The sequence below is a fragment of the Pantoea rodasii genome, assembly GCF_002095465.1.
Taxonomy (GTDB): domain Bacteria; phylum Pseudomonadota; class Gammaproteobacteria; order Enterobacterales; family Enterobacteriaceae; genus Pantoea; species Pantoea rodasii.
Genome location: NZ_MLFP01000006.1, coordinates 1 through 22598, shown reverse-complemented (window position 1 = coordinate 22598; position 22598 = coordinate 1). Strand labels below are relative to the sequence as shown.

16 protein-coding genes and 5 pseudogenes are annotated in these 22598 nt (G+C 54.5%); 16 read left to right on the top strand and 5 right to left on the bottom strand.

Annotation, left to right across the window (positions count from 1 at the left end; all coding sequences use genetic code 11):
- Window positions 1-204: 204 nt before the first annotated feature.
- The 14 genes and pseudogenes from HA45_RS27285 (at window position 205) to add (ending at window position 12910) form a co-directional block, all read left to right on the top strand.
- On the top strand, window positions 205-348 hold the full coding sequence (locus tag HA45_RS27285) for a hypothetical protein (protein ID WP_157811606.1): 144 nt from the start codon (window positions 205-207) through the stop codon (window positions 346-348).
- A complete protein-coding gene (locus HA45_RS10275) occupies window positions 345-662 on the top strand; it encodes a hypothetical protein (protein WP_100699955.1) in 318 nt (105 codons plus the stop codon). Before HA45_RS27285 ends, HA45_RS10275 begins: the two co-directional genes overlap by 4 nt.
- Window positions 662-1480: a PD-(D/E)XK nuclease-like domain-containing protein gene (locus tag HA45_RS10270; protein ID WP_100700135.1), complete on the top strand. Its 819-nt coding sequence runs from the start codon at window positions 662-664 to the stop codon at window positions 1478-1480. Before HA45_RS10275 ends, HA45_RS10270 begins: the two co-directional genes overlap by 1 nt.
- On the top strand, window positions 1473-2423 hold the full coding sequence (locus tag HA45_RS10265; protein ID WP_100699954.1) for a RecT family recombinase: 951 nt from the start codon (window positions 1473-1475) through the stop codon (window positions 2421-2423). The genes HA45_RS10270 and HA45_RS10265 overlap by 8 nt, the downstream gene beginning before the upstream one ends.
- 137 nt (window positions 2424-2560) lie before the next feature.
- Window positions 2561-3391, top strand: a complete 831-nt coding sequence (locus tag HA45_RS10260) for a DNA adenine methylase (protein ID WP_100699953.1) — start codon at window positions 2561-2563, stop codon at window positions 3389-3391.
- 408 nt (window positions 3392-3799) lie between these two features.
- Window positions 3800-4438 (top strand): hypothetical protein, encoded by a 639-nt coding sequence (locus HA45_RS10255; RefSeq protein ID WP_100699951.1) that lies wholly within the window; start codon window positions 3800-3802, stop codon window positions 4436-4438.
- 59 nt (window positions 4439-4497) lie between these two features.
- Entirely contained in the window at window positions 4498-5358 is an 861-nt protein-coding gene (locus HA45_RS10250; protein ID WP_100699950.1) for a phage N-6-adenine-methyltransferase, read from the top strand.
- Window positions 5355-7213 (top strand): annotated as a pseudogene (locus HA45_RS10245) (DNA cytosine methyltransferase). The gene HA45_RS10250 and the pseudogene HA45_RS10245 overlap by 4 nt, the downstream one beginning before the upstream one ends.
- Window positions 7210-7443, top strand: a complete 234-nt coding sequence (locus HA45_RS10240; RefSeq protein WP_240629164.1) for a hypothetical protein — start codon at window positions 7210-7212, stop codon at window positions 7441-7443. Before HA45_RS10245 ends, HA45_RS10240 begins: the two are co-directional and overlap by 4 nt.
- Before the next feature lie 165 nt (window positions 7444-7608).
- Window positions 7609-7857: an excisionase family protein gene (locus HA45_RS10235; RefSeq protein WP_039330994.1), complete on the top strand. Its 249-nt coding sequence runs from the start codon at window positions 7609-7611 to the stop codon at window positions 7855-7857.
- A 32-nt stretch (window positions 7858-7889) separates the two neighbouring features.
- Window positions 7890-9167: a site-specific integrase gene (locus HA45_RS10230; protein ID WP_100699948.1), complete on the top strand. Its 1278-nt coding sequence runs from the start codon at window positions 7890-7892 to the stop codon at window positions 9165-9167.
- A 41-nt stretch (window positions 9168-9208) separates the two neighbouring features.
- A pseudogene (gene malX / locus HA45_RS10225) lies at window positions 9209-10618 on the top strand (maltose/glucose-specific PTS transporter subunit IIBC); the annotation flags it as partial.
- Window positions 10615-11793, top strand: coding sequence for a MalY/PatB family protein (locus tag HA45_RS10220; protein WP_100699947.1), 1179 nt, complete (start codon window positions 10615-10617; stop codon window positions 11791-11793). The pseudogene malX and the gene HA45_RS10220, both read left to right, overlap by 4 nt.
- Window positions 11794-11911: 118 nt before the next feature.
- Window positions 11912-12910, top strand: a complete 999-nt coding sequence (gene add, locus HA45_RS10215; protein ID WP_100699946.1) for an adenosine deaminase — start codon at window positions 11912-11914, stop codon at window positions 12908-12910.
- Window positions 12911-13017: 107 nt separating this feature from the next.
- On the opposite strand, the gene HA45_RS10210 is transcribed toward add, so the two are convergent.
- The 5 genes and pseudogenes from HA45_RS10210 to HA45_RS10190 all read right to left on the bottom strand — a co-directional run bounded on the left by HA45_RS10210 (window position 13018) and on the right by HA45_RS10190 (window position 18827).
- On the bottom strand, window positions 13018-14058 hold the full coding sequence (locus tag HA45_RS10210; RefSeq protein ID WP_100699945.1) for an oxidoreductase: 1041 nt from the start codon (window positions 14056-14058) through the stop codon (window positions 13018-13020).
- A 77-nt stretch (window positions 14059-14135) separates the two neighbouring features.
- Complete coding sequence (gene araC, locus HA45_RS10205) at window positions 14136-15053, bottom strand: arabinose operon transcriptional regulator AraC (protein ID WP_100699944.1); 918 nt, start codon at window positions 15051-15053, stop codon at window positions 14136-14138.
- A gap of 57 nt (window positions 15054-15110) precedes the next feature.
- Window positions 15111-16097, bottom strand: coding sequence for an L-arabinose ABC transporter permease AraH (gene araH, locus HA45_RS10200; RefSeq protein WP_100699943.1), 987 nt, complete (start codon window positions 16095-16097; stop codon window positions 15111-15113).
- Window positions 16098-16114: 17 nt separating this feature from the next.
- Window positions 16115-17634: pseudogene (gene araG, locus HA45_RS10195) on the bottom strand (L-arabinose ABC transporter ATP-binding protein AraG).
- 188 nt (window positions 17635-17822) lie between these two features.
- Window positions 17823-18827 carry an arabinose ABC transporter substrate-binding protein gene (locus tag HA45_RS10190; RefSeq protein WP_128598922.1) on the bottom strand — a complete coding sequence of 335 codons (1005 nt, stop codon included), beginning with the start codon at window positions 18825-18827 and terminating at the stop codon, window positions 17823-17825.
- Window positions 18828-19193: 366 nt separating this feature from the next.
- On the opposite strand from HA45_RS10190, the pseudogene HA45_RS10185 reads away from it, so the two are divergent.
- Window positions 19194-20878: pseudogene (locus HA45_RS10185) on the top strand (ribulokinase).
- Window positions 20879-20889: 11 nt separating this feature from the next.
- A pseudogene (gene araA, locus HA45_RS10180) lies at window positions 20890-22379 on the top strand (L-arabinose isomerase).
- The last annotated feature ends 219 nt before the right edge of the window (window positions 22380-22598 follow it).

The following is a 22598-nucleotide window of genomic DNA, read 5'->3' as shown; positions in this document are numbered from 1 at the left end:
CCCGCTTAACTAACAACAGGAGTTACCCATGCAATTTGCAACTGCTGGGGCTGCCCACATGGGTAGCTCCCCAATAAACACGCCTGTAACCAACCAGTTCACTTTCAAATTATCCGGTGCGGACGTTATGCACTGGCAGCCCAAAAGCCGCTTACAGCAACTCTGGGAGCGTTTGGTAGAGGTCATTACTCAGGATGGCGCCCCGTGACAGAGCAGCAGAAAGCAGAGCAATACCGGAAACAACAGGAAACGTGGGATCGGCAGCGCTCTGAGCTGCTTAAGCGTTTCAATGGCTTCACGTTCATCAACGAGTTTTTGCAGCGCCTGATCATGGGAGAACGCAAATGAAATTTCGCCTGCACGACAAAGACGGGAAAGAGGTTCAGGCCATTGCCGACAGCCTGCCTGATGATGAGCTGCAAAACATCGCAGCCCGCGTTGACAGCATTCTGGATCAGCGGCACATGAGCCCAATTGTGGCGCCAGCCTGTATTTACCTGCTTCGCCATTTCGATCACGAAGCCATGGGCATGTTCGACATGGATGATGAACTGGAGATGGCCGCCGACGCATTCATGCGCGACATGATGATCACCGCTGCGAAGCGCGAACGAGCGATTGAAATCTGGAAGCACAAACACAGTTACGATGAGGTTGCATGATGGAGCCTGGCATTTATTTCGACATTAGCAATGAGGCGTATCACCACGGCGCCGGCATCAGTAAATCACAGCTGGATGACATTTCGATCAACCCAGCCATATTCCAGTGGCGCAAAGAGGCACCTGAAGATGAAGAGAAAAAAGCGGCGCTCGATATGGGCACCGCGCTTCACTGCCTGCTGCTGGAACCGGAAGAGTTCGACAAGCGATTCATCGTTGCGCCGGAGTTCAACCGCCGCACCAACGAAGGTAAAGCGAACGAGCAGGCGTTTCTAAAGGACTGCTCAGGGCTGGGTATGACGGTGATGGATGCCGAACAGGGGCGAAAACTGAAACTGATGCGCTCCAGCGCCCTCGCCCATCCCGCCGCACGCTGGCTGCTCGAAGCCGAAGGGCATCAGGAAGCATCGATTTACTGGAACGATGAACAAACTGGCGAGCTATGCCGTATCCGCCCGGATAAATTCCTGACCGGCCAGCCAGTAATCGTGGACGTGAAGAAAGTGGCAGACATGAGCCGCTTTGCGCGCCACGTCGAAGAATTTCGCTATCACGTTCAGGACGCCTATTACCGCGAAGGCTACAGCAAGCACTTTGGCGAATACCCGCTTTTCGTTTTTATCGCCGTCAGCGAGTCGATTGATTGCGGACGGTACCCGGTGCGGGTGTTCCAACTGGGCGAGGATGACGTGGATGTTGGTTATCAACTATTCCGCCGCGACCTTGATACCTATCACGAATGCCGCGTTAGCGAGAACTGGGGCGGCATTGAAGAAATCAGACGCCCGGCATGGGCAAGGAAGAAAACGGATGAATGACTTTACCGAGCTACACCTCGACGAAGAGAAACCAGTAACCAACTCCAATGTGGCGATCTTCAACCCTAAAAATCTGGCAGCGATTCAGCAATTCGCGCAGGTTATGGCAAGCGGCGTATCCACTATCCCACGCCACTTGCAGGGCAATGTCGCAGACTGCATGGCCATCACGATGCAGGCAGCACAGTGGCGCATGAATCCATTCGCTGTTGCTCAGAAAACGCATACGGTAAATGGCGTTCTGGGCTACGAGGCGCAGCTAGTAAACGCCGTCATCACCACGCGTGGACCAATGCAGGATCGCATCAATTACGACTGGTTTGGCCCCTGGGAAAAGGTTATCGGCAAGTTTGATATCCGCAAAAACGATAAAGGCCAGGAGTACCGCACTCCCAGATGGAAGCTAATCGATGAAGAAGGGATTGGCGTTCGAGTCTGGGCAACGCTGAAGGGGGAGGATCAGCCGCGAGAATTGGTGCTTCTTCTGGCTCAGGCTCGAACGCGTAACTCAACGCTTTGGGCAGACGACCCGCGACAGCAACTGGCTTATCTTGCGGTTAAGCGCTGGGCTCGACTCTACTGCCCTGAAGTCATTCTTGGTGTGTATACGCCAGACGAATTCGATCAGCCGCAGCGCGTAGAGCGCGATGTCACCCCGCCGCGCAGCCGCAGCCAGCTGAACAATCTGATCAACAACAAGCCAGAACCGCAGGAGTCCGAGCGCGAAATTAACCCGGCGACTAACACCAGTGCATCAACGCGCACGCCGGACCAACTGCTTGCCGATTTCACCGAAGAGGCTGGAAAGGCTGAGTCAATTGACCACCTGGACAAGTGCTACAAATACGCTTCCAAGCTTCTGGCCCAGCAAAACGAGTTACTTGATCAGGCGACTAACACATACCTCAATCACAAATCGCGACTGGAAGAAGCAGGGGCTTAATCATGCAAAGCCGCAGCCAAAGGCACCGGGGCAATCAAATGACTTTCGGGCAAAGCCTTTTCGGCAGCGCTTGCCCCTGCGTCAGAGATTAACTAACCGAGACTGCTCTGTGGCCTGTTAGCGAGTAAGGGTAAGAAATGAGAGGAATTAAGCATCCCGTTATACGTTACCACGGCGGAAAATTCCGCCTGGCGTCATGGATCATTAGCCATTTTCCAGAGCACCGATGCTACGTAGAGCCATTTGGAGGGGCAGCCTCGGTTCTTCTTCGAAAGGAGCCAAGCGAGGCAGAGGTTTATAATGACCTTGATGGTGAGGTGGTGAATTTATTCCGGGTTTTACGTGACGAAGTGGCCGGCAACAGATTAATAGAGCATTGCGCGCTCACACCTTACTCCAGGGAAGAGTTTTATGATGCGTATGAACCAACGGATGATCCTGTTGAAAGAGCCAGAAGAACAGTTGTTCGAGCAGCGATGGGCTTTGGTAGCGCCGGGGCGACTAAAGGTAAAACTGGATTTAGATTAGACACTAAGCGAAACAGTGCCACAGCGCAGGCAATCTTCGCTCGTCAGCCTGATAATCTTGCTGCTGTATCAAGTCGTTTCGCTGGCGTTTTAGTTGAGAACCGTGACGCAATTCAATGCATGCTCGATCACGACAGCCCAACCACATTGCATTTTGTTGATCCCCCTTACGTTCATGACACCAGAATCAATGTAGCCAAGAACAGTGCTTACAGATTTGAAATGACGAATGAAGAACACGCGCTTCTTCTATCTAGCCTTAAGCAATTAACAGGAATGGTCATTCTTTGCGGCTATAACACAGATTTCTACAACAATGCTTTGCCGGGATGGACTAGGGCGTCGCGCACCACAACTGCTAACGGTCAATCTGGTTCAGTGGCCAGAACTGAATGCATGTGGTTGAGCCCAAATATTAACATGCAAATCAGTGCAATCTAGCGAGCCCACCGACAGCACCCTTGAGAGATCACAGCTTAAGCGGTAAAACATTGTGACTAACAATGGAGGCTTAAATGTATAAATATCTCATCATTTATCCAGAACAATACGAGGTTTACCAGTCAGCCGAAATTTTCAGTCATAAGCAAAGAATTGACATAAATGGGTCGACGTTCATCTCAGAGCTTTATCACTTCGACCGAGATGGGCCATATGGAATTTTAATAAAACAGTTCAATCCTGTTGGCCACTCAAGGATAAGAGAAGCGATAAAACAGGCAAATATCCCTACACTTCCACAAGTGTAATGGTTGGCCTATGACACGCAACATTGCAACGCGCAGCAGAGAAGAAAGCTTCGCAGTCCCCGCGCGGCAGCGATCCGGTTTATCAGAAGGAGGAAGGTAAGTGAATCCATGGGGTCCAATAATTGCCGCAATGATTGCTGGTTTTATAGCTTTCATAGGTATGATAATTACAAAAGAAAATAAGGTTTCTGAGTTCAGGCAGGCGTGGATAAATGAATTCAGAGAGGAGATTTCTTTTTTAATAGAATCTTATAAGAAATGGGTATATAACGACAAGAATTATGAAACTCACTTGTCAATAAGTAGAATGTATCTTGCAGACCCAGAATCAGCTAAAAATCATAGAGAGCAATCCAAAGTTTATGAGATAGCAATATCTGAAGCTAGGAATGAGATTGAGCGATATACAGGGAGAATAAAACTTCGTTTAAACTCAGACATTAACAGAAGGAGGGTCGCAGAGAAAGAACTTGACTCATTAATCGACAACTTACTGAAAACAAAAGATATTAAATCAGCCGAAATATTGTCCGATAAAATCTATCTCAACTCTTCTTTAATTTTAAGCACGGAGTGGAAGGTGGTCAAAAAAGGAGAGGAATCATATATCAAGTCAAAAAAATTCCTTCACTATGTAGCTATCTTTGTTAGTGCCATCGTTTTAATCAGCTTTTGCTTCCATCTCGAGGACGCAATGAAATGGTTAATGAACTCCCCTCCACCATTGTTAATTGATTAATCACGAATACTAAACCTGCCTTGGCAGGTTTTTTTACGCCCAAATTCTGGAGTACCAGCATGACCAACCCATATGTTGCGGCGCTGGAAGCGCTGCGCGCACAACCAACCCATAAGCTTAAGCAGGTTGGCGACCAGTGGCGCACCCCTGATCAAATCTGGTGGGGCATCAACTCACTTTACGGCCCTTTCGTTCTCGACCTGTTTGCGGATCTCGAAAACCATAAGTGCGAGGCGTATTACACCGCAGAGGATAACGCGCTGACTCAGGACTGGTCGGCCCGCCTGGCTGAACTGAAAGGCGCAGCGTATGCGAACCCACCTTATAGCCGAGCCAGCGAGCACGATGGACAGTACATCACCGGCATGCGCCACATCATCGCCCACACAATGGCGATGCGCGAGCTGGGCGGGCGGTATGTGTATTTCATCAAAGCTGCAACCGCCGAGACATGGTGGCCGGAAGAAGCGGATCACATCGCCTTTGTGCGCGGACGAATCAGTTTCGACCTGCCCGCCTGGTACCGGCCAGAAGACGGACAGCCTTCAGAGTCATCAGCCGGGTTCGGCGCGGCGATAGCTGTGTTCGATAAGGCATGGCGCGGACCAAAATTCGATTATGTCAGCCGTGACCATCTCGAGGCGCGCGGCGCAGCATTCATGGCGCAGATTGAGAAAGTTGCAATTCGCCTTAGTCATTCAACTTTACCAGTTGATATCCCCATCACAGCTAACGATATATGGTCAGCGGAGGTCAAGTTGCTATCCAACCAGGTGGAAAGCATCGAGTTATTGCCTGCTGATCACCAGCGCAAAATAAAGCATCACATCAACCGCATGGTACTGGAGCGTCAGCCAACAGGCGTGATCATTGCCGCCGCGCAGTCGCTCGCAACAACTTTTGGAGAGCATGCTCAGTGAGAGAAATCATCGTTGATAACTTCGCCGGCGGCGGCGGAGCCAGTACAGGGATCGAAATGGCTACCGGCCGCAGCGTGGACATCGCCATCAACCACGACCCGAACGCGATCGCCATGCACACCACCAATCACCCGGACACGTTGCATTACTGCGAATCGGTGTTTGATATTGACCCAGTGGCTGCGACCGCTGGCGCGCCGGTTGGGCTGGCCTGGTTCTCACCGGATTGCCGCCACTTCAGTAAGGCCAAGGGCAGCAAGCCAGTGAAGAAGGAGATTCGCGGCCTGGCATGGATTGTCATTCGCTGGGCACTTGCGAAGCGCCCGCGCGTTGTGATGCTGGAAAACGTGGAAGAGTTCAAAACGTGGGGGCCGCTGCTGGACAGCGAAGATCGTCCGAATCCGGCGCGTGCTGGAGAAACCTTCGCGGCATTCGTTGGGATGCTGAGCACTGGCGTTCCGGCGGATCACCCGGCGCTGGATGAGGTTTGCGACTTCCTACAGATTGCACGCCATAGCGCAGACGCCCGCCGCCTTGTCGCCGGATTGGGCTATGCGGTCGAATACCGCGAGCTGCGCGCCTGTGACTTTGGCGCGCCAACTATCCGCAAACGCTTCTTTATGGTGATGCGCTGCGACGGCCAGTCAGTGACGTGGCCACAGCCATCGCACGGGGATCCGAAAAGCTTAGCTGTTCAGTCAGGACACCTGAAGGCATGGCGAACCGCAGCTGAATGCATCGACTGGTCAATTCCCTGCCCCAGCATTTTTGGACGCAGCAAGCCGCTGGCCGAAAATACGATGAAGCGCATCGCGCGCGGCATTCAGCGCTTCGTAATCGACAACCCAACGCCATTCATCGTGAAGTGCAATCACACCACCAGCAAAGGCGGTTATGACTGTTTCCGGGGCCAGTCACTGGATGACCCACTTCAGACGATTACCCGCAAGCATGGGTACGCCGTGGTCGCGCCGATTTTTGCTGGTACCGGCGGATCAACATTCCAAATGAAGCCGCGCCCGGTTGATAAGCCTTTTTTACGCTGCTGACTCAGAACCGCACCAACGTTGTCTGCCCTATGCTTGCGCCGGTCATATCCCGCCAGTTCGGTTACAGTGTTGGTCACCCGGTTGATGAACCTGCGGGAACGGTCACAGCTGGCGGCGGCGGGCATAGCGCGTTAGTCGTGCCCACAATGATTCAGATGGGGTATGGTGAACGCCCCGGACAAGCGCCGCGCGTTCTCGATATAGACAAGCCAGTAGGAACCGTTACCGCCGGGGGCAATAAGTTTGCCCTCGCGACCGCTTTCCTCGCCAAACACTTCGGTGGCAACTATATCGGCCCCGGCGCCGCGTTGGATGGGCCAGCGCATACGGTGACCACCACCGATCATCATGCGCTGGTTACGTCTAACCTGATTAAGTTTCGCGGTAACAACACCGGCCAACCTACCGACACGCCGCTGCACACCATCACCGCCAGCGGCACCCACCTGGGCGAAGTGCGCGCCTTCCTGATGAAGTACTACGGCAACGAGAAAGGCGGCGTTGGCCTGACTGAGCCCCTTGGCACCGTCACTACTAATGACCGTTTCGGTCTGGTCACGGTTGACGGCACGGATTACCAGATAGTCGATATCGGTATGCGCATGCTGCAGCCTCATGAACTCTACGCGGCGCAGGGCTTCCCTTCCTGGTACGTCATTGATCAGGACTTTCGCGGCACGAAATACGCGAAGGACAAACAGGTTGCCCGATGCGGCAATGCAGTACCGCCGCCTTTCGCTGAAGCGTTGGTGCGCGCCAATCTTCCAGAGATGTGCTCACCGCTAGCAAGAGAGAAAATAGCATGATGTCGACACAAGCTGAAAACGCGATCCGGGCGGTAGCGCGCAAGTGCCGGTCAGATATATTGGCCGCGCTTAAAGGTAAGCCGCGCTCGGAACGCGACCGCATCATTACCGCCATTCTCGATCGTCACGCCAAAACTAGTGATTGCCTGCCGCCAAATACGTTCAGGCCTAAAGCCTGGCTGATCCACTATGTGCGGCGAATTGACAAAGAAATGCGGACGGCAAAATGACTGCCACATGCGATGAAGTCGACACGGGCTGGGTTATCACAAACCTGGCCCTTTTTATTGCCCTGCTGCTGGCGTGGCTTTGGCCGCCTAAACAATAAATTTTGAAATGCAGCCACATTCCACCCGCTACCCATTTGTAGCCATTTACCAACATCCGGAGAGCCAATGGAAAACCTTATTCAACTGACACCCAATAAATGGGTGTCCGAGTCCGTTCTCACCACAGTAACCGGCATGACCAAACACATGATCCAGCACGCACGCCGCTCAACATGGATGGAGGGCCGGGAATATAAGCATGTCTCGCCTGACCTGGCACCTAAAGAAAACAGCACCATTATGTACTGCCTGCCAGAAATAAATCACTGGATTGAGAAGCAGCGCCCGGCGATCCGCAGGAAGATTTCTGCTTAAATGTCAGCTCCATCAACAACCGGGGAAAGCGAATGGCAAGTTATCCAACCGGCGTAGAGAACCACGGAGGGTCTCTGCGTATCTGGTTCATATACCAGGGTAAGAGAGTAAGGGAGAGTCTTGGCGTGCCGGATACACCCAAGAACAGGAAGATGGCCGGGGAGTTACGCACCTCAGTGTGTTATGCGATCAAGACGGGGAACTTTGATTACAGCAAACAGTTCCCTAATTCGGCAAATGTGGAAAAGTTTGGAGGTAAGAGACAACCCGTGACATTGTCACTGCTAGCTCATAAGTGGATGTCGCTGAAGGAACTTGAATTGACTAAAACGGCGCGCATCCACTACCACTCATATATCAGATCGGTGTTTGAGGTTCTTGATGAGCAAAGGTATGCGAACAGCATTACACAGGAAGATATGCTTCAGGCGAGAAAGATGCTTTTGAATGGGTTTCAGCGACCCAGGGGAAGAGACCACCGGCCATTGGAGGGAAGAAAGGCAACAACAGTGAATGGATATATCGCCTGCATGAAGGGTATGTTCTCGTTTGCAGTGCGGAATGGTTACATGAGTCAAAACCCGCTTGATGGGGTCTCACCACTTAAGAAAGAAAAGCCAAATCCTGATCCGCTCACACGTGAAGAATATGAGCGCGTATTAGACATGTGCCCTTCTGACCAGATGCTGAACATGATTATCTTTGCCGTGAATACCGGTATGCGACACGGTGAGATATATGCTTTAGCCTGGGAAGATATCGACACTGTGAACTGGACGGCCAAGATAGTGCGCGGCGAGGCCCTTGCCAATCACTTCACGCCACCAAAGACAGAATCGGGTATCAGGACAGTTCAGCTGTCAGTTCCCGCTATTGAAGCCCTGAAGCGACAGATGCCTTTAACCAGAATGGGGAAGCAGAACGAAATCAAGGTACATCTAAGGCAGAATGGTGAAACGCGCATTGACCTGTGCACGTTCATATTTGCGCCGCACCTTACCGCAACGAATGGAAGGTCAGAGGATTACTACACGAACGGTTCACTTGGTGCAGCATGGCGAACAATTCTGCGCCGGGCTGGAGTCCGACACCGCAAAGCCTACGAAACGCGCCACACGTTTGCATGCTGGGCATTGAGTGCCGGAGTAAACCCGAACTTTGTAGCTAACCAGATGGGCCACTCTTCTGCACAGATGCTTTACACCGTCTATGGCAAATGGATGACGGAGAACAACCTGGATCAGATGGCGGTATTGAACGCTGAATTTTCAAGAAATGCCCCACAGATGCCCCACAGTAAAACCGCCTGAACGTAACCTTCTGTTTTATAAATTCCTTTCTCCTACAGTAATTATTCATCTGGATGGCTAAGTTAGGTTCATTTGCCTTCAGCTATCTGCCGGTGATGTTCGCGATTGCGATTCCACTGGGCATGGCGCGAGAGAACAAAGGCGTCGCCGCTTTTGCCGGTTTTGTTGGCTACGCAGTGCTGAACCTGAGTGTCAATTTCTGGCTCAACATTAATGGCATTCTTCCCACCACCGATGCGGCGGTGCTGAAAGCGAATAACGTACAAAACATCCTCGGCATTCAATCCATCGACACCGGTATTCTCGGTGCGGTGATCGTTGGCGTGGTGGTGTTCTGGCTGCATGAACGCTTCCACAACATTCGTCTGCCGGATGCGCTGGCCTTCTTTGGTGGCACGCGCTTTGTGCCAATTGTGACCACCGTGGTAATGGGCCTGCTGGGCTTAGTCGTCCCATTGATCTGGCCGTTCTTTGCGCGGGCGATTACCGGTTTAGGTTGGATGATCAACAGTGCCGGTGAATTTGGCCCGATGATCTTTGGTACCGGTGAGCGCTTGCTGCTGCCGTTTGGTCTGCAACATATTCTGGTGGCGATTATTCGTTTCACCGATGCGGGCGGTACCCTCGACGTTTGCGGTAAAAGCGTCAGCGGTGCCTTGACCATCTTCCAGGCGCAGCTAGCTTGCCCTGAAACGCACGGCTTTGCCGAAAGCGCCACACGCTTCCTGTCTCAGGGCAAGATGCCGGCGTTCCTCGGTGGTCTGCCGGGGGCTGCACTGGCAATTTACCACTGTGCACGCCCTGAAAATCGTCACAAAATTAAAGGACTGCTGATTTCGGGCGTGGTGGCCTGCGTGGTCGGCGGCACCACCGAACCGATTGAATTCCTGTTCTTGTTCGTGGCGCCAGTTCTGTATTTGATTCACGCCCTGCTGACCGGTTTAGGCTTCACCGTGATGGCGATTCTTGGCGTGACCATTGGTAATACCGACGGCAACGTCATCGATTTCTTCGTGTTCGGTGTGCTGCACGGCCTTTCCACTAAATGGTATTGGGTGCCGGTGATTGCGGCAGTGTGGTTCGTGGGTTACTACGCCATCTTCCGTTTAGCGATTACCCGCTTCAATATTAAAACGCCGGGTCGCGAAGCCGAAACCAGCAGCGTGGAACAGCAGGTCAGCCGCGCGGGCGTGGGGAAATCAGGTTACAACACCCCGGCGATTCTGGCGGCATTGGGCGGCGTGGACAACATCACCTCATTGGATAACTGCCTGACGCGTCTGCGTCTCACCATTGCGGACATGAGCAAAGTGAACGATGCCGCGTTAAAAGCCAATGGCGCGATTGGTGTGGTGCATCTCAATCAAACCAGTCTGCAAGTGGTAATCGGTCCGCAGGTGCAGTCGGTGAAAGATGAAATGGCACACCTGATGAGCGCAACGGTGTCATGATGCAGACGTTTGATTTCGACCATGCTGTGGATCGTCATGGCAGTTGGTGCACGCAGTGGGATTTCGTGGCGGATCGCTTTGGTGTGGAGGGCTTATTGCCCTTCACCATCTCCGATATGGATTTCGCCACGGCACCCTGCATTATTGAGGCACTGCAGCAGCGGGTGAATCATGGCGTATTTGGCTACAGCCGCTGGCAGCACGACGACTTTACCTCAGCAATTCAACACTGGATGCACAGCCGTTTTGCTACAGACGTTGAGGCGCAGTCACTGGTTTACGGCCCGTCGGTAATCTATATGGTGGCGCAGATGCTGCGCCACTGGACACGGCCCAATGACGAGGTATTGATTCATACGCCCGCCTACGATGCGTTTTACAAAACCATCAACGGTAATCAGCGCCGCGTGCTGGAACTGCCGCTACAGCGTAATGGTAACCACTGGCACTGCGATATGCCGCAGCTGGAGAGATTACTGGCGCGCCCCCAGTGCAAAGTGATGCTGCTGTGCAGTCCACACAATCCGACAGGCAAAGTGTGGCAGCACGAGGAGTTGCTGCAGATGGCCGCGCTCTGTGCGCGCCACGGCGTGAAGGTGATTAGCGATGAGATCCACATGGATATGGTGCTGGGCGCAGAACACCACACCCCGTGGAGCCAGGTGGCGCAATCGCCCTGGGCGCTGTTTACCTCGGCATCGAAAAGCTTCAACATTCCGGCGCTGACCGGTGCGTGGGGCATCATTCCGCACGAGGACGATCGCCAGGCCTGGTTTCACGCGCTGAAGCAGCAGGATGGTTTGTCGTCACCGGCGGTGATGGCCGTCGCGGCGACCATTGCCGCCTATCGTGAAGGTGCAGCCTGGCTCGATGCACTGCGCGACTATCTGCAGGCGAATATGCAGCACATCGCGCAACGGTTGAATACCGCGTTTCCCGCACTCAACTGGCAACCGCCTGCCGCCACTTATCTGGCATGGATTGACTTCACTCCGCTGGATATTGATGAACAGGCATTGCAACAACGGCTGATTCATGACTACAAGGTGGCGATCATGCCGGGTTCTACCTACGGTGAGGCCAGCCGGAGTTATTTGCGCCTCAACGCGGGCTGCCCACGCAGCAAGCTGGATGAGGGATTAAACCGACTGATTGCTGCATTAAAATCGGGTTAACTGCGCTCGGATGCTGATTAATTCAGCATCCCTTTCACGACTTGCGCAAATCGCTGGCGCTGTTGCGCAAGATGTTTTTATAATGCTCTGCACTTTATGAAACTTTAGCGAGTGCGACATGATTGACCTGAAACTCCCCCTGACCGACATCCACCGCCACCTTGATGGCAACATCCGCGCACAAACCATTCTTGATCTAGGTCGCCAGTTTAATCTCGCGCTGCCTGCCAACTCGCTCGACGATCTGCGTCCGCACGTGCAAGTCACAGCCAATGAACCGGATCTGGTGAGCTTCCTGCAGAAGCTGGACTGGGGCGTGAAAGTGTTGGGCGATTTGAATGCCTGCCGCCGTATTGCGCTGGAAAACGTGGAAGATGCCGCACGCGCGGGCATTCACTATGCGGAACTGCGCTTCTCACCGGGCTATATGGCGATGACGCACAACCTGCCTATTGCCGGTGTGGTGGAAGCCGTGATTGATGGTGTGCGCGCGGGCGTAAAACAGTATGGCGTGGATGTGAATCTGATCGGCATTATGAGCCGCACCTTCGGTGAAGAGGCGTGTCTGCGCGAACTGGAAGGTTTGCTGGCACACCGCGATGGCATTACCGCGGTAGATCTGGCCGGTGATGAACTCGGTTTTCCTGGCAGTGAATTCCTCAGCCACTTCAATCGCGCGCGCGATGCCGGTTTCCGGATTACCGTGCACGCCGGTGAAGCTGCCGGTCCGGAAAGCATTTGGCAGGCGATTCGTGAACTCGGCGCTGAGCGTATTGGTCACGGCGTGAAGGCGATTGAAGACCGTGCGTTGATGGATTTCCTGGCCGAGCAGCGTATTGGTGTTGAATCCTGCCTGACCTCCAATATTCAAACCAGCACCGTGGCAGCGATAGCCAATCACCCGCTGAAAACCTTCCTGCAGCATGGCATTCTCGCCACCATTAACACTGATGATCCGGCGGTTCAGGGTATTGAGCTGGCGCATGAATATGAGCACGCTGCGCCGCAGGCAGGATTAACCGCAGAAGAGATGCGTCAGGCGCAGGAAAATGGTGTGACGATTGCATTCCTCAGCGACGCAGAGAAAGCCGCGCTACGTCAGCGCGTGGCGGGATAATCCCTTCAAAACAAAAGGTGCGCTTCGCTGCGCACCTTTATAATGACATCGCACTTTAGGGTGATGCTTGCAAAATGGCATCACCCTCATCGCGCGCTTTTAGTTTGTCACTTCAGCGACATCGTCTGACGCTTCTCCGCAGACTGTAAGCCGAGTTCGATCAGCTCCATCACCTGAATCGCTTCTTCAGCGTGCACCGGATTAGCACCCGTGCCGGCAATCGCATCACGAATGGCTGCGTAATATGCCGGATAGTTACCCGGCAGCGTCAGCAGCTCTTTCTCCACCATGACATCGCCTTCGGCCAGCGTCAGGGTGCCGTTGCGCATGTCGTAGCCCCAATCTTCCTGTGGCGGACGCTCGCCCGCTTTCAGGCGATCTTCCTGCGGATCCAGCCCGTACTTGACGTAGCTGCCGCGTGTGCCATGCACCACAAAGCGTGCCGATTCAGCGGCGACCAGCATGCTCGCATGCAACACCACACGGCGGGTTGGATAGGTCAGTACCGCGTGGAAGTAATCAGTAGTTTGCGCACCCGGACGCAGCTCAGCCATATCGACATTGATGGCGACCGGTGGGCCAAACAGTTGTAACGCCTGATCCAGTACATGCGGTCCGAGATCGAACCAGATGCCGCTGCCAGGGCCTTTCATTTCGCGCCAGCGTTGGCGAACTTCCGGGCGGAAGCGGTCAAAGTGGGATTCAAGATAGCGGACATCGCCTAGCGTGCCGTCAGCGATCAAGGTTTTCAGCGTCAGGAAATCACTGTCCCAGCGACGGTTGTGGAATACCGACAGCAGCAGGCCTTTGGCCTTCGCCAGCGCATCCAGCTCGCGTGCTTGTGACAACGTCACGGTGAACGGTTTATCCACCACCACGTGTTTACCGGCATTCAGCGCCGCTTTAGCCAGCGGGAAGTGGGTATCGTTTGGGGTTGGAATTACAATCAGTTGCAGTGTCGGGTCATCCAGCAGTGCCTGGGGATCAGCAACCACTTGCACCGAAGGCCAGTCTGCATGCACTTTGCTGGCATCGCTGCTGGAGACTACCGCCAATTCAACGCCTGGCGTTCCGGCGATCAAAGGTGCATGGAAGGTTTTGCTGGCAAAACCGTAGCCGATTAGGCCGACACGTAATTTATCGCTCATTCTCATTCCTCTTGTTCGTTACCAGACTGATTTAAGACGAATCAGTCAGTAAGAACAAGGCGGAATCACCTGAAAACTCAAGAGATCGCACTCCGTGCCGGTTGCCAGCTCTCTTGCGCGACTAATGCATCATGCGCATCCTGGCTGCGGCGACGGAAATCACTGGGGCTGACGCCAACGCGTTTGCGGAATACCCGTGAGAAATAGAGCTGGTCGTCGTAGCCCACTTCGCGTCCGACTGAAGCAATTGGCTCCTGCGTGGTTTGCAACAGCAACTTCGCGCGGATGACACGTTGATCTTCACGCCAGCGCAGCAGATTGATGCCCATTTGCTCGCGGAACAGGTGGGCCAGACGGGATGGCGAGAGACAAACATGACGCGCTACTTCCTCAATTTTCACTTCACTCGCCAGATGATTGGTGACGTATTGGCAGGCTTCAATCACGCGCGGGTCGCGAATTTGCTGATGGCTACGCGGATCTTCCTCCACCGCTCGCAGCAGCAAGCGTTCCAGCAGATTCATCGCCAGCTCTTCGGCAAATCGACGACCGGAGTTGTGTGTCTGCTCAATGCTGGCGAACAGGCGGTCAAACTCGGCGCGCTGCGCTTCTGGCAATCGCAAACGTCCAACGCCCTGACTTTCATCCTGCCACTGTAACCAGTCGGTCCAGTAAGCGCGTGGGCGGAAATAGACCCAGCGATGAAACCAGTACGGGCTGTCTGGCGAGCGGCCATAGTAATGCGCCGTTTTAGGCTGGAACAGCAGCAGATCGCCCGGTTCACAATCAAACGCTGACTCACCATCAAAGATGCGGCCTTGCCCTTTGATGGTTAAATTGAGGATGTAACCTTTCATGCCGAGCGGCCGGTCAATAAAGAAATCCAGCTGGTCGTTGGCATTGATTGGCGTTAACCCCGCCACCAGCCAGGCATTAAACGGATAGCCCGGCAACAAGGGGTTCTGTTGCTCACTCGGGGGTTCACGGTGGTACATAGTGCCCTCACATTTCGCGTCATGGAAATGCGCAACCCGCAGGTTGCGCTGGAGAAATCAGGCGGTTTTACTTTTTTGTTTGTAGCGGTCAAAAATCACCGCCGCTAACAGTATCAAACCGCGCACCACATACTGTGAGAACGGCGAGATATTCAATAAATTCATCGCATTCTCAACCGTTCCGAGAATCAGTACTCCCGCCACCACGTAGGAAATTTTACCGATGCCGCCTTTCAGCGACACACCGCCCAGCACACAAGCGGAGATAACGATCAACTCGTAACCTAAGGACGTCATCGGCTGGCCGCTGGTCATGCGCGAGGCCAAAATAATCCCCGCCGCCGCTGAAACCAGCCCCGACAGAATGAAGATAATGATGCGAGTTCGCACCACCGGCACACCGGCCAGGCGTGCAGCCTCTTCATTGCCACCAATCGCCAGCGTATTACGACCAAAGGTGGTTTTATTCAGTACAAATCCAAACACGATCATGGTGGCGATGGTGAGCCAGATCGGTGCTGGTAAGCCGAGCCAGTTGGCATAACCAAGGGTGAAGAAACGCTCATCTTCAATCCCCACCGCTTTGCCGTCCGAGAAGATGTACGCCAGGCCACGCACAATCTGCATCGTCGCCAGCGTGGTGATCAACGCATTGATCTTCAGCCTGGCAATCACGAAGCCGTTGATAAAACCGGTAGCCATACCGAGCAGTAAACCGGCGGCGACACCAATCCACAGGCTTTCAGTCAAGTTGATTACCACGGCGGTCACTACCCCGGCGCAGGCGATCACCGAGGCCACCGACAGGTCGAAATCGCCCGAGGCGAGGCAGAACAGCATACCGCAGGCCACCATGCCGGACATCGACATGGCGAGTCCCAGCCCTTTCATATTGATGAAAGTGCCGAAGTTGGGCACAAAGATGGCACAAACGATAAACAGCAATGCAAAGACCACCAGCATGCCGAAGTTGTCCCAGATACGCCCCAGCTGCAGCCCGCTGCGCTGCGCCGGTGGCGTGTTGGAAGTGGTAGATGAAGCCATTATTGCTCTCCTTAACATCAGGCCACGGCGGCCGCTTGAGGGGTTTTCGGCATCGCCAGGCTCAGCGTCAGCTGCTCCGTGGCTGCGTCGTGGGGCAGTTCTCCGGCAATCTCGCCTTCGCGCATCACCACAATGCGGTCAGCTAATCCCATCACTTCAGGCAGATCGCTGGAAGCAAACAGCACCGCGATCCCTTTGTTTGCCAGTTGGTAAATCAGGTTGTAGATCTCATGCTTGGCGCCTACATCAATACCGCGCGTTGGCTCATCCAGCAGAATCACGTTCATCTTTTCCGACAGCCAACGGCCCAAAATGGCTTTCTGTTGGTTACCACCGGATAGATTCATGATCAGCTGCTGCGGTCCCGGCGTTTTGATGTTCAAAGAACGGATATGCAGATCGGCGTTTTTCGCTTCCCAGCCGGGATTAATCAGGCAGCCTGCCGTGAGATTATGACGACGCGCACTGATGTTGATGTTGTCACGCACCGAGTGCACCGGAATAATCCCTTCGGATTTACGATCTTCCGGACACAGCATGATCCCCGCGCGGATCGCATCGATCGGCTGGCGGATGTTGAGTTTTTGCCATCCAGCGACACGCTGCCGCCGCGCAGTTTGGTGGCACCAAACAGCCCCTTCATCAACTCGCTGCGCCCTGCGCCCACCAGCCCAAACAGCCCGACGATTTCACCGGCTCGCACTGTGAGTGAAATCGGCATGCGTACGCCTTTGGCCTCAACCTGATCCAGTTGCAAACGCACTTTACCCAATGCGCGTGGCGCGTAGCCGTAAATATCTCCGAGGTTCCGGCCCACCATCGCTTGTACCAGATCGTCATGATGGGTGTTGGCCATGTCGGTGAAAGTGCGCACGTAGCGACCATCTTTAAACACGGTGATCGCATCGCTCAGGGCAAAGATTTCCTCCATGCGGTGCGACACGTAAAGTACGGTACGGCCCTGATCGCGCAGTTGGCGAATGACGCGGAACAGATGCTCGATTTCACGCGCCGAAAGTGAACTGGTCGGTTCATCAAAGGCGATAATGCGCGCGTTGCGTGCCAGCGCTTTGGCGATCTCAACCATCTGCCACTGACCCAGCGACAGATACTTCAGCGGCATGTCGGGATCGATATCCATGCCGAGGTTTTTGAGCTGCAGATCCGCTTCATAGCGCAGCAGTTTGCGATTCACCCACCCGCGTTTGTGCGGCAGCTGGCCGAGATAAATGTTCTCCGCCACGCTCATCTCCGGCACCAGATGCAGTTCCTGATAGATAATCGCCACGCCCGCATCCAGCGCCTCGACGGTGTTGTTGAAGTTTTTTACTTCGCCTTTGATGCGAATTTCACCTTCAGTCGGCTGATAACTGCCGCTGAGAATCTTTAACAGCGTGGATTTCCCCGCACCGTTTTCGCCCATCAGCGCGTGCACTTCCCCGACGCGGCACTGGAATGAGATATCCTGCAGCGCTTTCACGCCCGGAAAGGTTTTACTGATGCCATGAAAGGACAGAAAGGCTTGATCAGTTTCCATGGAAACTCCTGGACAGTGCCTGTTAGATCTCAGGCGCGCATAAATGCGCACCCTACAAATATCGTGCTGATCATTTGAAGGGGGCACCATTGACTGCGCACCCTATAAATTCCGTGCTGATCATTTGAAGGGGGCACCATTGACTGCGCACCCTATAAATTCCGTGCTCATCATTTGTAGGGTCACCATTAATGGTGACCCTTGACGGTTACATCAGCCCTTTTCTTCGCTAACTCGGTTTTGAAGTTGTCACGGGTAATCAGCACCACATCGGTGACTTCGGTGAATTTCGGAGGTTCTTCTCCTTTGGTCACCCAGTTGTAGAGCAACTGGCTGCTCTTATAACCGTGCACATCCGGGCTTGGCAGCAGCGATCCGTAGAAACCGGTGGCCGCACCTTTCGACAGTTCGCTCACCGCATCCACGCCGTTAATGCCAATGCCAATCACGTCGGGCGCTTTGAAGCCCTGGCCTTCGGTCGCGCGCACGCCACCCAGTACCGTGTTGTCATTCATGCCGACAATCAGCCAATGCTTCACTTCGGGATGCTGCACCAGCAGCGAGTTGCCGGCATCAAACGCGCCAGGAATGTCATTGGATTTGGTCGGCACCTGATAGATCTGTTTTTCCGGGAATCCGGCCGCTTTCAGCGCGTCCATGGAACCGCCGGTACGACGACGCGCAGTGTCCAGCTCATTGGCGGTGATCGCCATCACGCCGGTTTCTTTCGCATCCCAGCCGCGCTTCTGCATCTCTTTGTAGAGTTCCTGTCCCTGGCGCTCACCGATTTTGGTCGCGGCCATCATCACCAGCGGCACGGTGTCCATTGGCTTGCCTTTGGCGGTGACAAACTGGTCATCAACCGCTATCACTTTCAGGCCATAGCTGCGCGCCTTCGCCACAATGGCGGAACCCAGCTTCGGATCCGGGGTGCAAATCACGAAACCTTTAGCTCCGCTCGCCGCCAGGCTATCGATGGCATTCAGGGTTTTCTCGCCGTCGGGTACGGCAATTTTGATCACGTCGAAGCCGAGATCTTTGCCGGCCTTATCAGCGAATTTCCATTCGGTCTGGAACCACGGTTCCTCCGGTTGTTTGACGAGGAAACCGAGTTTCATGGTCTCGGCGATAGCGGATTGTGACATAACCGCGGCGAGACCTACCGCCGCCAGCGCTTTAGTGAATTTATGCATGATGCTCTCCGGCAAAATGGTGTTTTATCGCTGTTAATAACGAATCGGTGTAAACGCTACCAATTGGATTTCACGTTTGGGTACAGCGCAAAATCAGCGCGTTAGCTCAAAGGTTGTACAAAGGCTGTGCAAACGCTGGGCTAGTTGTAGCGGGAATAGCGAGGAAAAATGTAGAGCGGTATCACATCCCAAAACGATGACCAATTCCTCCATATATTCAGCGAAATTAACCAGTCATTAACTTTTGCTGCCGATCACAGAACCTGAGCGATGGCAGAAAAGTGCATATTCTCAGCCAGCCGTGACTAACCGCTGATGCACCTACATTCCAGGATAGAGCCAGATAACTCACACAGGAGAATCCCAATGGGTGCTGGTGCCATAACAATTGGGCTGGATTTTGGCAGTGACTCGGTACGAGCCCTCGCCGTGGAGTGCCGCAGTGGCAAAGAGCTGGAAAAACCGTGGTGAACTATCCACGCTGGGCGAAGGGAGAATTCTGTGACGCGCATACCAACCGTTTTCGCCATCACCCGCAAGACTACATTGATGCGCTGGAGCAGGCGGTGGTGGCGGTGGTGCAAGCGTTAACGCCGGAACAGCGCGCCGCCGTGGTTGGGATTGGCGTCGATTCAACAGGCTCAACCCCTGCTCCGATTGACCGCGATGGCAACGTGTTAGCGTTGCGCCCGGAGTTCGCCACCAATCCGAACGCCATGTTTGTGCTGTGGAAAGATCACACCGCGATTGAAGAAGCGGAAGAGATTAATCAGCTGTGCCGCAACGGTCATTTCACCGATTACACCCGTTACATCGGCGGTGTGTATTCGTCGGAGTGGTTCTGGGCCAAGATTCTGCACGTGTCACGCCAGGATGCAGCGGTGCGTGATGCGGCAGAGTCTTGGGTGGAACTCTGCGATTGGGTGCCAGCACTACTGAGCGGTCGCACCGCACCGGCCCAGCTGCGGCGTGGACGTTGCGCCGCCGGGCATAAATCGCTGTGGCATCCTGAATGGCAAGGTTTACCGCCTGCAGACTTTTTCCGCGCGCTCGATCCGATGCTGGTCGAGCAGCTGGATTCCCCCCTGTTTACCGATACCTTCACGGCCGATGTGCCGGTGGGCACCCTTTCCAGCGAATGGGCGCAACGATTGGGGCTGTCTGAACAGGTGATTCTGTCCGGCGGTGCCTTTGACTGCCATATGGGTGCGGTCGGTGCGGGCGCGCAGCCTTATACGCTGGTGAAAGTGATTGGCACCTCAACCTGCGACATCTTGATTGCCGATAGCGAGAAAGTGGGCGATCGCGCCATCAAAGGCATTTGCGGCCAGGTCGATGGCAGCGTGGTGCCGGGCGCCATCGGCTGCGAAGCGGGTCAATCCGCGTTTGGCGATATCTACGCCTGGTTCAGCCGCTTGCTGGGCTGGCCACTGCAGCAGGCGGTGGCGCGCCATCCTGAGTTGCAGCCGCAACTCGCCGAGATGCAGCAGGATTTGATCCGCTCGCTCACCGAAGCCTGGGCTGCCGATCCCCAACTTGATCATCTGCCCGTGGTGCTGGATTGGTTCAACGGCCGTCGTACACCGGATGCCAATCAGCGCCTGAAAGGTGTGATCACCGATTTGAATCTCGGCACTGATGCGCCCGCCTTGTTCGGTGGTCTGGTGGCCGCCACGGCGTTTGGTGCCCGCGCCATTATGGAGTGCTTCGAGAAACAGCAGATTCCGGTGGAGAGCATTCTGACCCTTGGCGGCATCGCGCGTAAGTCCCCCGCCATCATGCAGGCGTGCTGCGATGTGATGAACCGTCCGCTGGATATCGTGGCTTCGGACGAGTGCTGCGCGCTGGGTGCTGCCATTTTTGCCGCCGTCGCCGCCAACGTGTATGCCGATGTGCCTGCTGCACAGCAGGTGATGGCGAGTCCGATTGCCGTGACCTTGCAACCCAATAGCCTGCGCGTGGCGGGCTATCAACAACTTTATCAACGCTATCAAAACTGGTGCCAGGCCGCTGAACCTCAGTATGCCGCCCGCGCCACATCCGCTAAGTAAAGGAGCGAGAAATGGAACAGAACGTTTGGTTTGTGATTGGGACTCAGCATCTCTACGGAGCGGAAACCTTGCGCCAGGTCGAACATCACGCGCGCCAGGTGATGGACGGTTTGAATCAGGCGGGCACGCTGCCGGTGCCGCTGGTGTTGAAGCCGCTGGTGAAATCACCGGACGAGGCGCTGGCGCTGTGCCGCGAGGCCAATCACGATAACAGCTGTGTTGGCATCATTACCTGGCTACATACCTTCTCACCGGCCAAGATGTGGATTGGTGGATTAAGCATCCTGAATAAGCCGCTGCTGCAATTCCATACTCAGTTCAACGCAGAAATTCCGTGGGACAGTATGGATATGGACTTTATGAACCTGAACCAGACCGCTCATGGCGGCCGTGAGTTCGGCTTTATCGGCGCGCGCATGGGCTTACAGCACAACGTGGTGACCGGCCATTGGCAGGACAAAACCAGCCAGCAGCGTATCAGCCGCTGGATCAATGCTGCGATGGCGAAACAGGCCAGCCAGCAGCTGAAAGTGGCGCGCTTCGGCGACAATATGCGCGAGGTGGCGGTGACCGAAGGCGATAAGGTGGCGGCACAGATTCAGTTTGGCTATTCAGTCAACGGTTGGGGCGTCGGCGATTTGGTTGAAGTGGTGAACAACGTCAGCGAGGGCGATGTGCATGCGCTGGTCGATGAGTACGAGAGCCAGTATCTGTTTAGCGAAGCTGCCGCCGTTAATGGTGAGAAGCGCCAGAACGTGCTGGATGCGGCGCGCATCGAGCTTGGCCTGAAGCGTTTCCTGGATGATGAGGCTGTAAAGCCTTTACCACCAACTTCCAGACTCTGCACGGTATGACGCAGTTGCCGGGTTTAGCGGTACAGCGTTTGATGGGCCAGGGCTATGGTTTTGCCGGTGAAGGTGACTGGAAGACCGCCGCACTGCTGCATATTTTGAAGGTGCAGGCCGGGAATCGTGCGGGCGGTACTTCATTTATGGAGGATTACACTTATCACTTCTCACCGGGCAACGATTTGGTGCTGGGTTCGCATATGCTGGAAGTGTGCCCATCGATCGCCAAAGAGGCGAAGCCGCTGATTGATGTGCAGTTCCTCGGCATTGGTGGCAAAGCCGATCCGGCACGCATGATTTTCTCAACACCAGCAGGTCGCGCAGTGAATGCCAGCGTGATTGATATGGGCGATCGTTTCCGTCTGTTGGTGAATGTAGTGGATGCGATTGAGCAGCCGAAACCGCTGCCAAAATTGCCGGTTGCGAGGGCGCTGTGGCGTGCGCAGCCATCGCTGGCGACCGCCTCCGAAGCCTGGATTCTGGCCGGCGGCGCGCACCATACGGTGTTTAGTCAGGCGCTGGATTTGGATGATATGTATTTGTACGGCGAGCTGAACGGCATTGAGGTGCTGGTGATTGATGAGGATACGCGTTTGCCGGCGTTCAAAGATGCGTTGCGCTGGAATGAGGCGTATTACCGGTTAGCGCGTTGATCGTTTGATTGCCTATTAAATTAAAGCCGCGTTGGATCGCGGCTTTTTTGTGGCTTTAACCTGCTTTCCAGTCAGCATAAGTAGGCGTTGTGGTTAGAAGTGTGCGTTCCAGTCAACGAAGGTGAGTGCGGTGACTAAAAACGTGTGGTTATGTTGACGAAGGTGGGTTGTGGCTAAAAACGTGCGGTCCAGTCAACAAAGGTGGGCGTTACGTAAAGT

Coding starts and splice junctions, on each gene's coding strand:
- HA45_RS10190 (WP_128598922.1), bottom strand. CDS start 18,827: ATGCATAAATTCACTAAAGCGCTGGCGGCGGTAGGTCTCGCCGCGGTT.
- HA45_RS10220 (WP_100699947.1), top strand. CDS start 10,615: ATGATGCAGACGTTTGATTTCGACCATGCTGTGGATCGTCATGGCAGT.
- HA45_RS10270 (WP_100700135.1), top strand. CDS start 662: ATGGAGCCTGGCATTTATTTCGACATTAGCAATGAGGCGTATCACCAC.
- HA45_RS10265 (WP_100699954.1), top strand. CDS start 1,473: ATGAATGACTTTACCGAGCTACACCTCGACGAAGAGAAACCAGTAACC.
- HA45_RS10275 (WP_100699955.1), top strand. CDS start 345: ATGAAATTTCGCCTGCACGACAAAGACGGGAAAGAGGTTCAGGCCATT.
- HA45_RS10250 (WP_100699950.1), top strand. CDS start 4,498: ATGACCAACCCATATGTTGCGGCGCTGGAAGCGCTGCGCGCACAACCA.
- add (WP_100699946.1), top strand. CDS start 11,912: ATGATTGACCTGAAACTCCCCCTGACCGACATCCACCGCCACCTTGAT.
- HA45_RS10210 (WP_100699945.1), bottom strand. CDS start 14,058: ATGAGCGATAAATTACGTGTCGGCCTAATCGGCTACGGTTTTGCCAGC.
- HA45_RS10230 (WP_100699948.1), top strand. CDS start 7,890: ATGGCAAGTTATCCAACCGGCGTAGAGAACCACGGAGGGTCTCTGCGT.
- HA45_RS10260 (WP_100699953.1), top strand. CDS start 2,561: ATGAGAGGAATTAAGCATCCCGTTATACGTTACCACGGCGGAAAATTC.
- araH (WP_100699943.1), bottom strand. CDS start 16,097: ATGGCTTCATCTACCACTTCCAACACGCCACCGGCGCAGCGCAGCGGG.
- araC (WP_100699944.1), bottom strand. CDS start 15,053: ATGTACCACCGTGAACCCCCGAGTGAGCAACAGAACCCCTTGTTGCCG.
- HA45_RS10235 (WP_039330994.1), top strand. CDS start 7,609: ATGGAAAACCTTATTCAACTGACACCCAATAAATGGGTGTCCGAGTCC.
- HA45_RS10240 (WP_240629164.1), top strand. CDS start 7,210: ATGATGTCGACACAAGCTGAAAACGCGATCCGGGCGGTAGCGCGCAAG.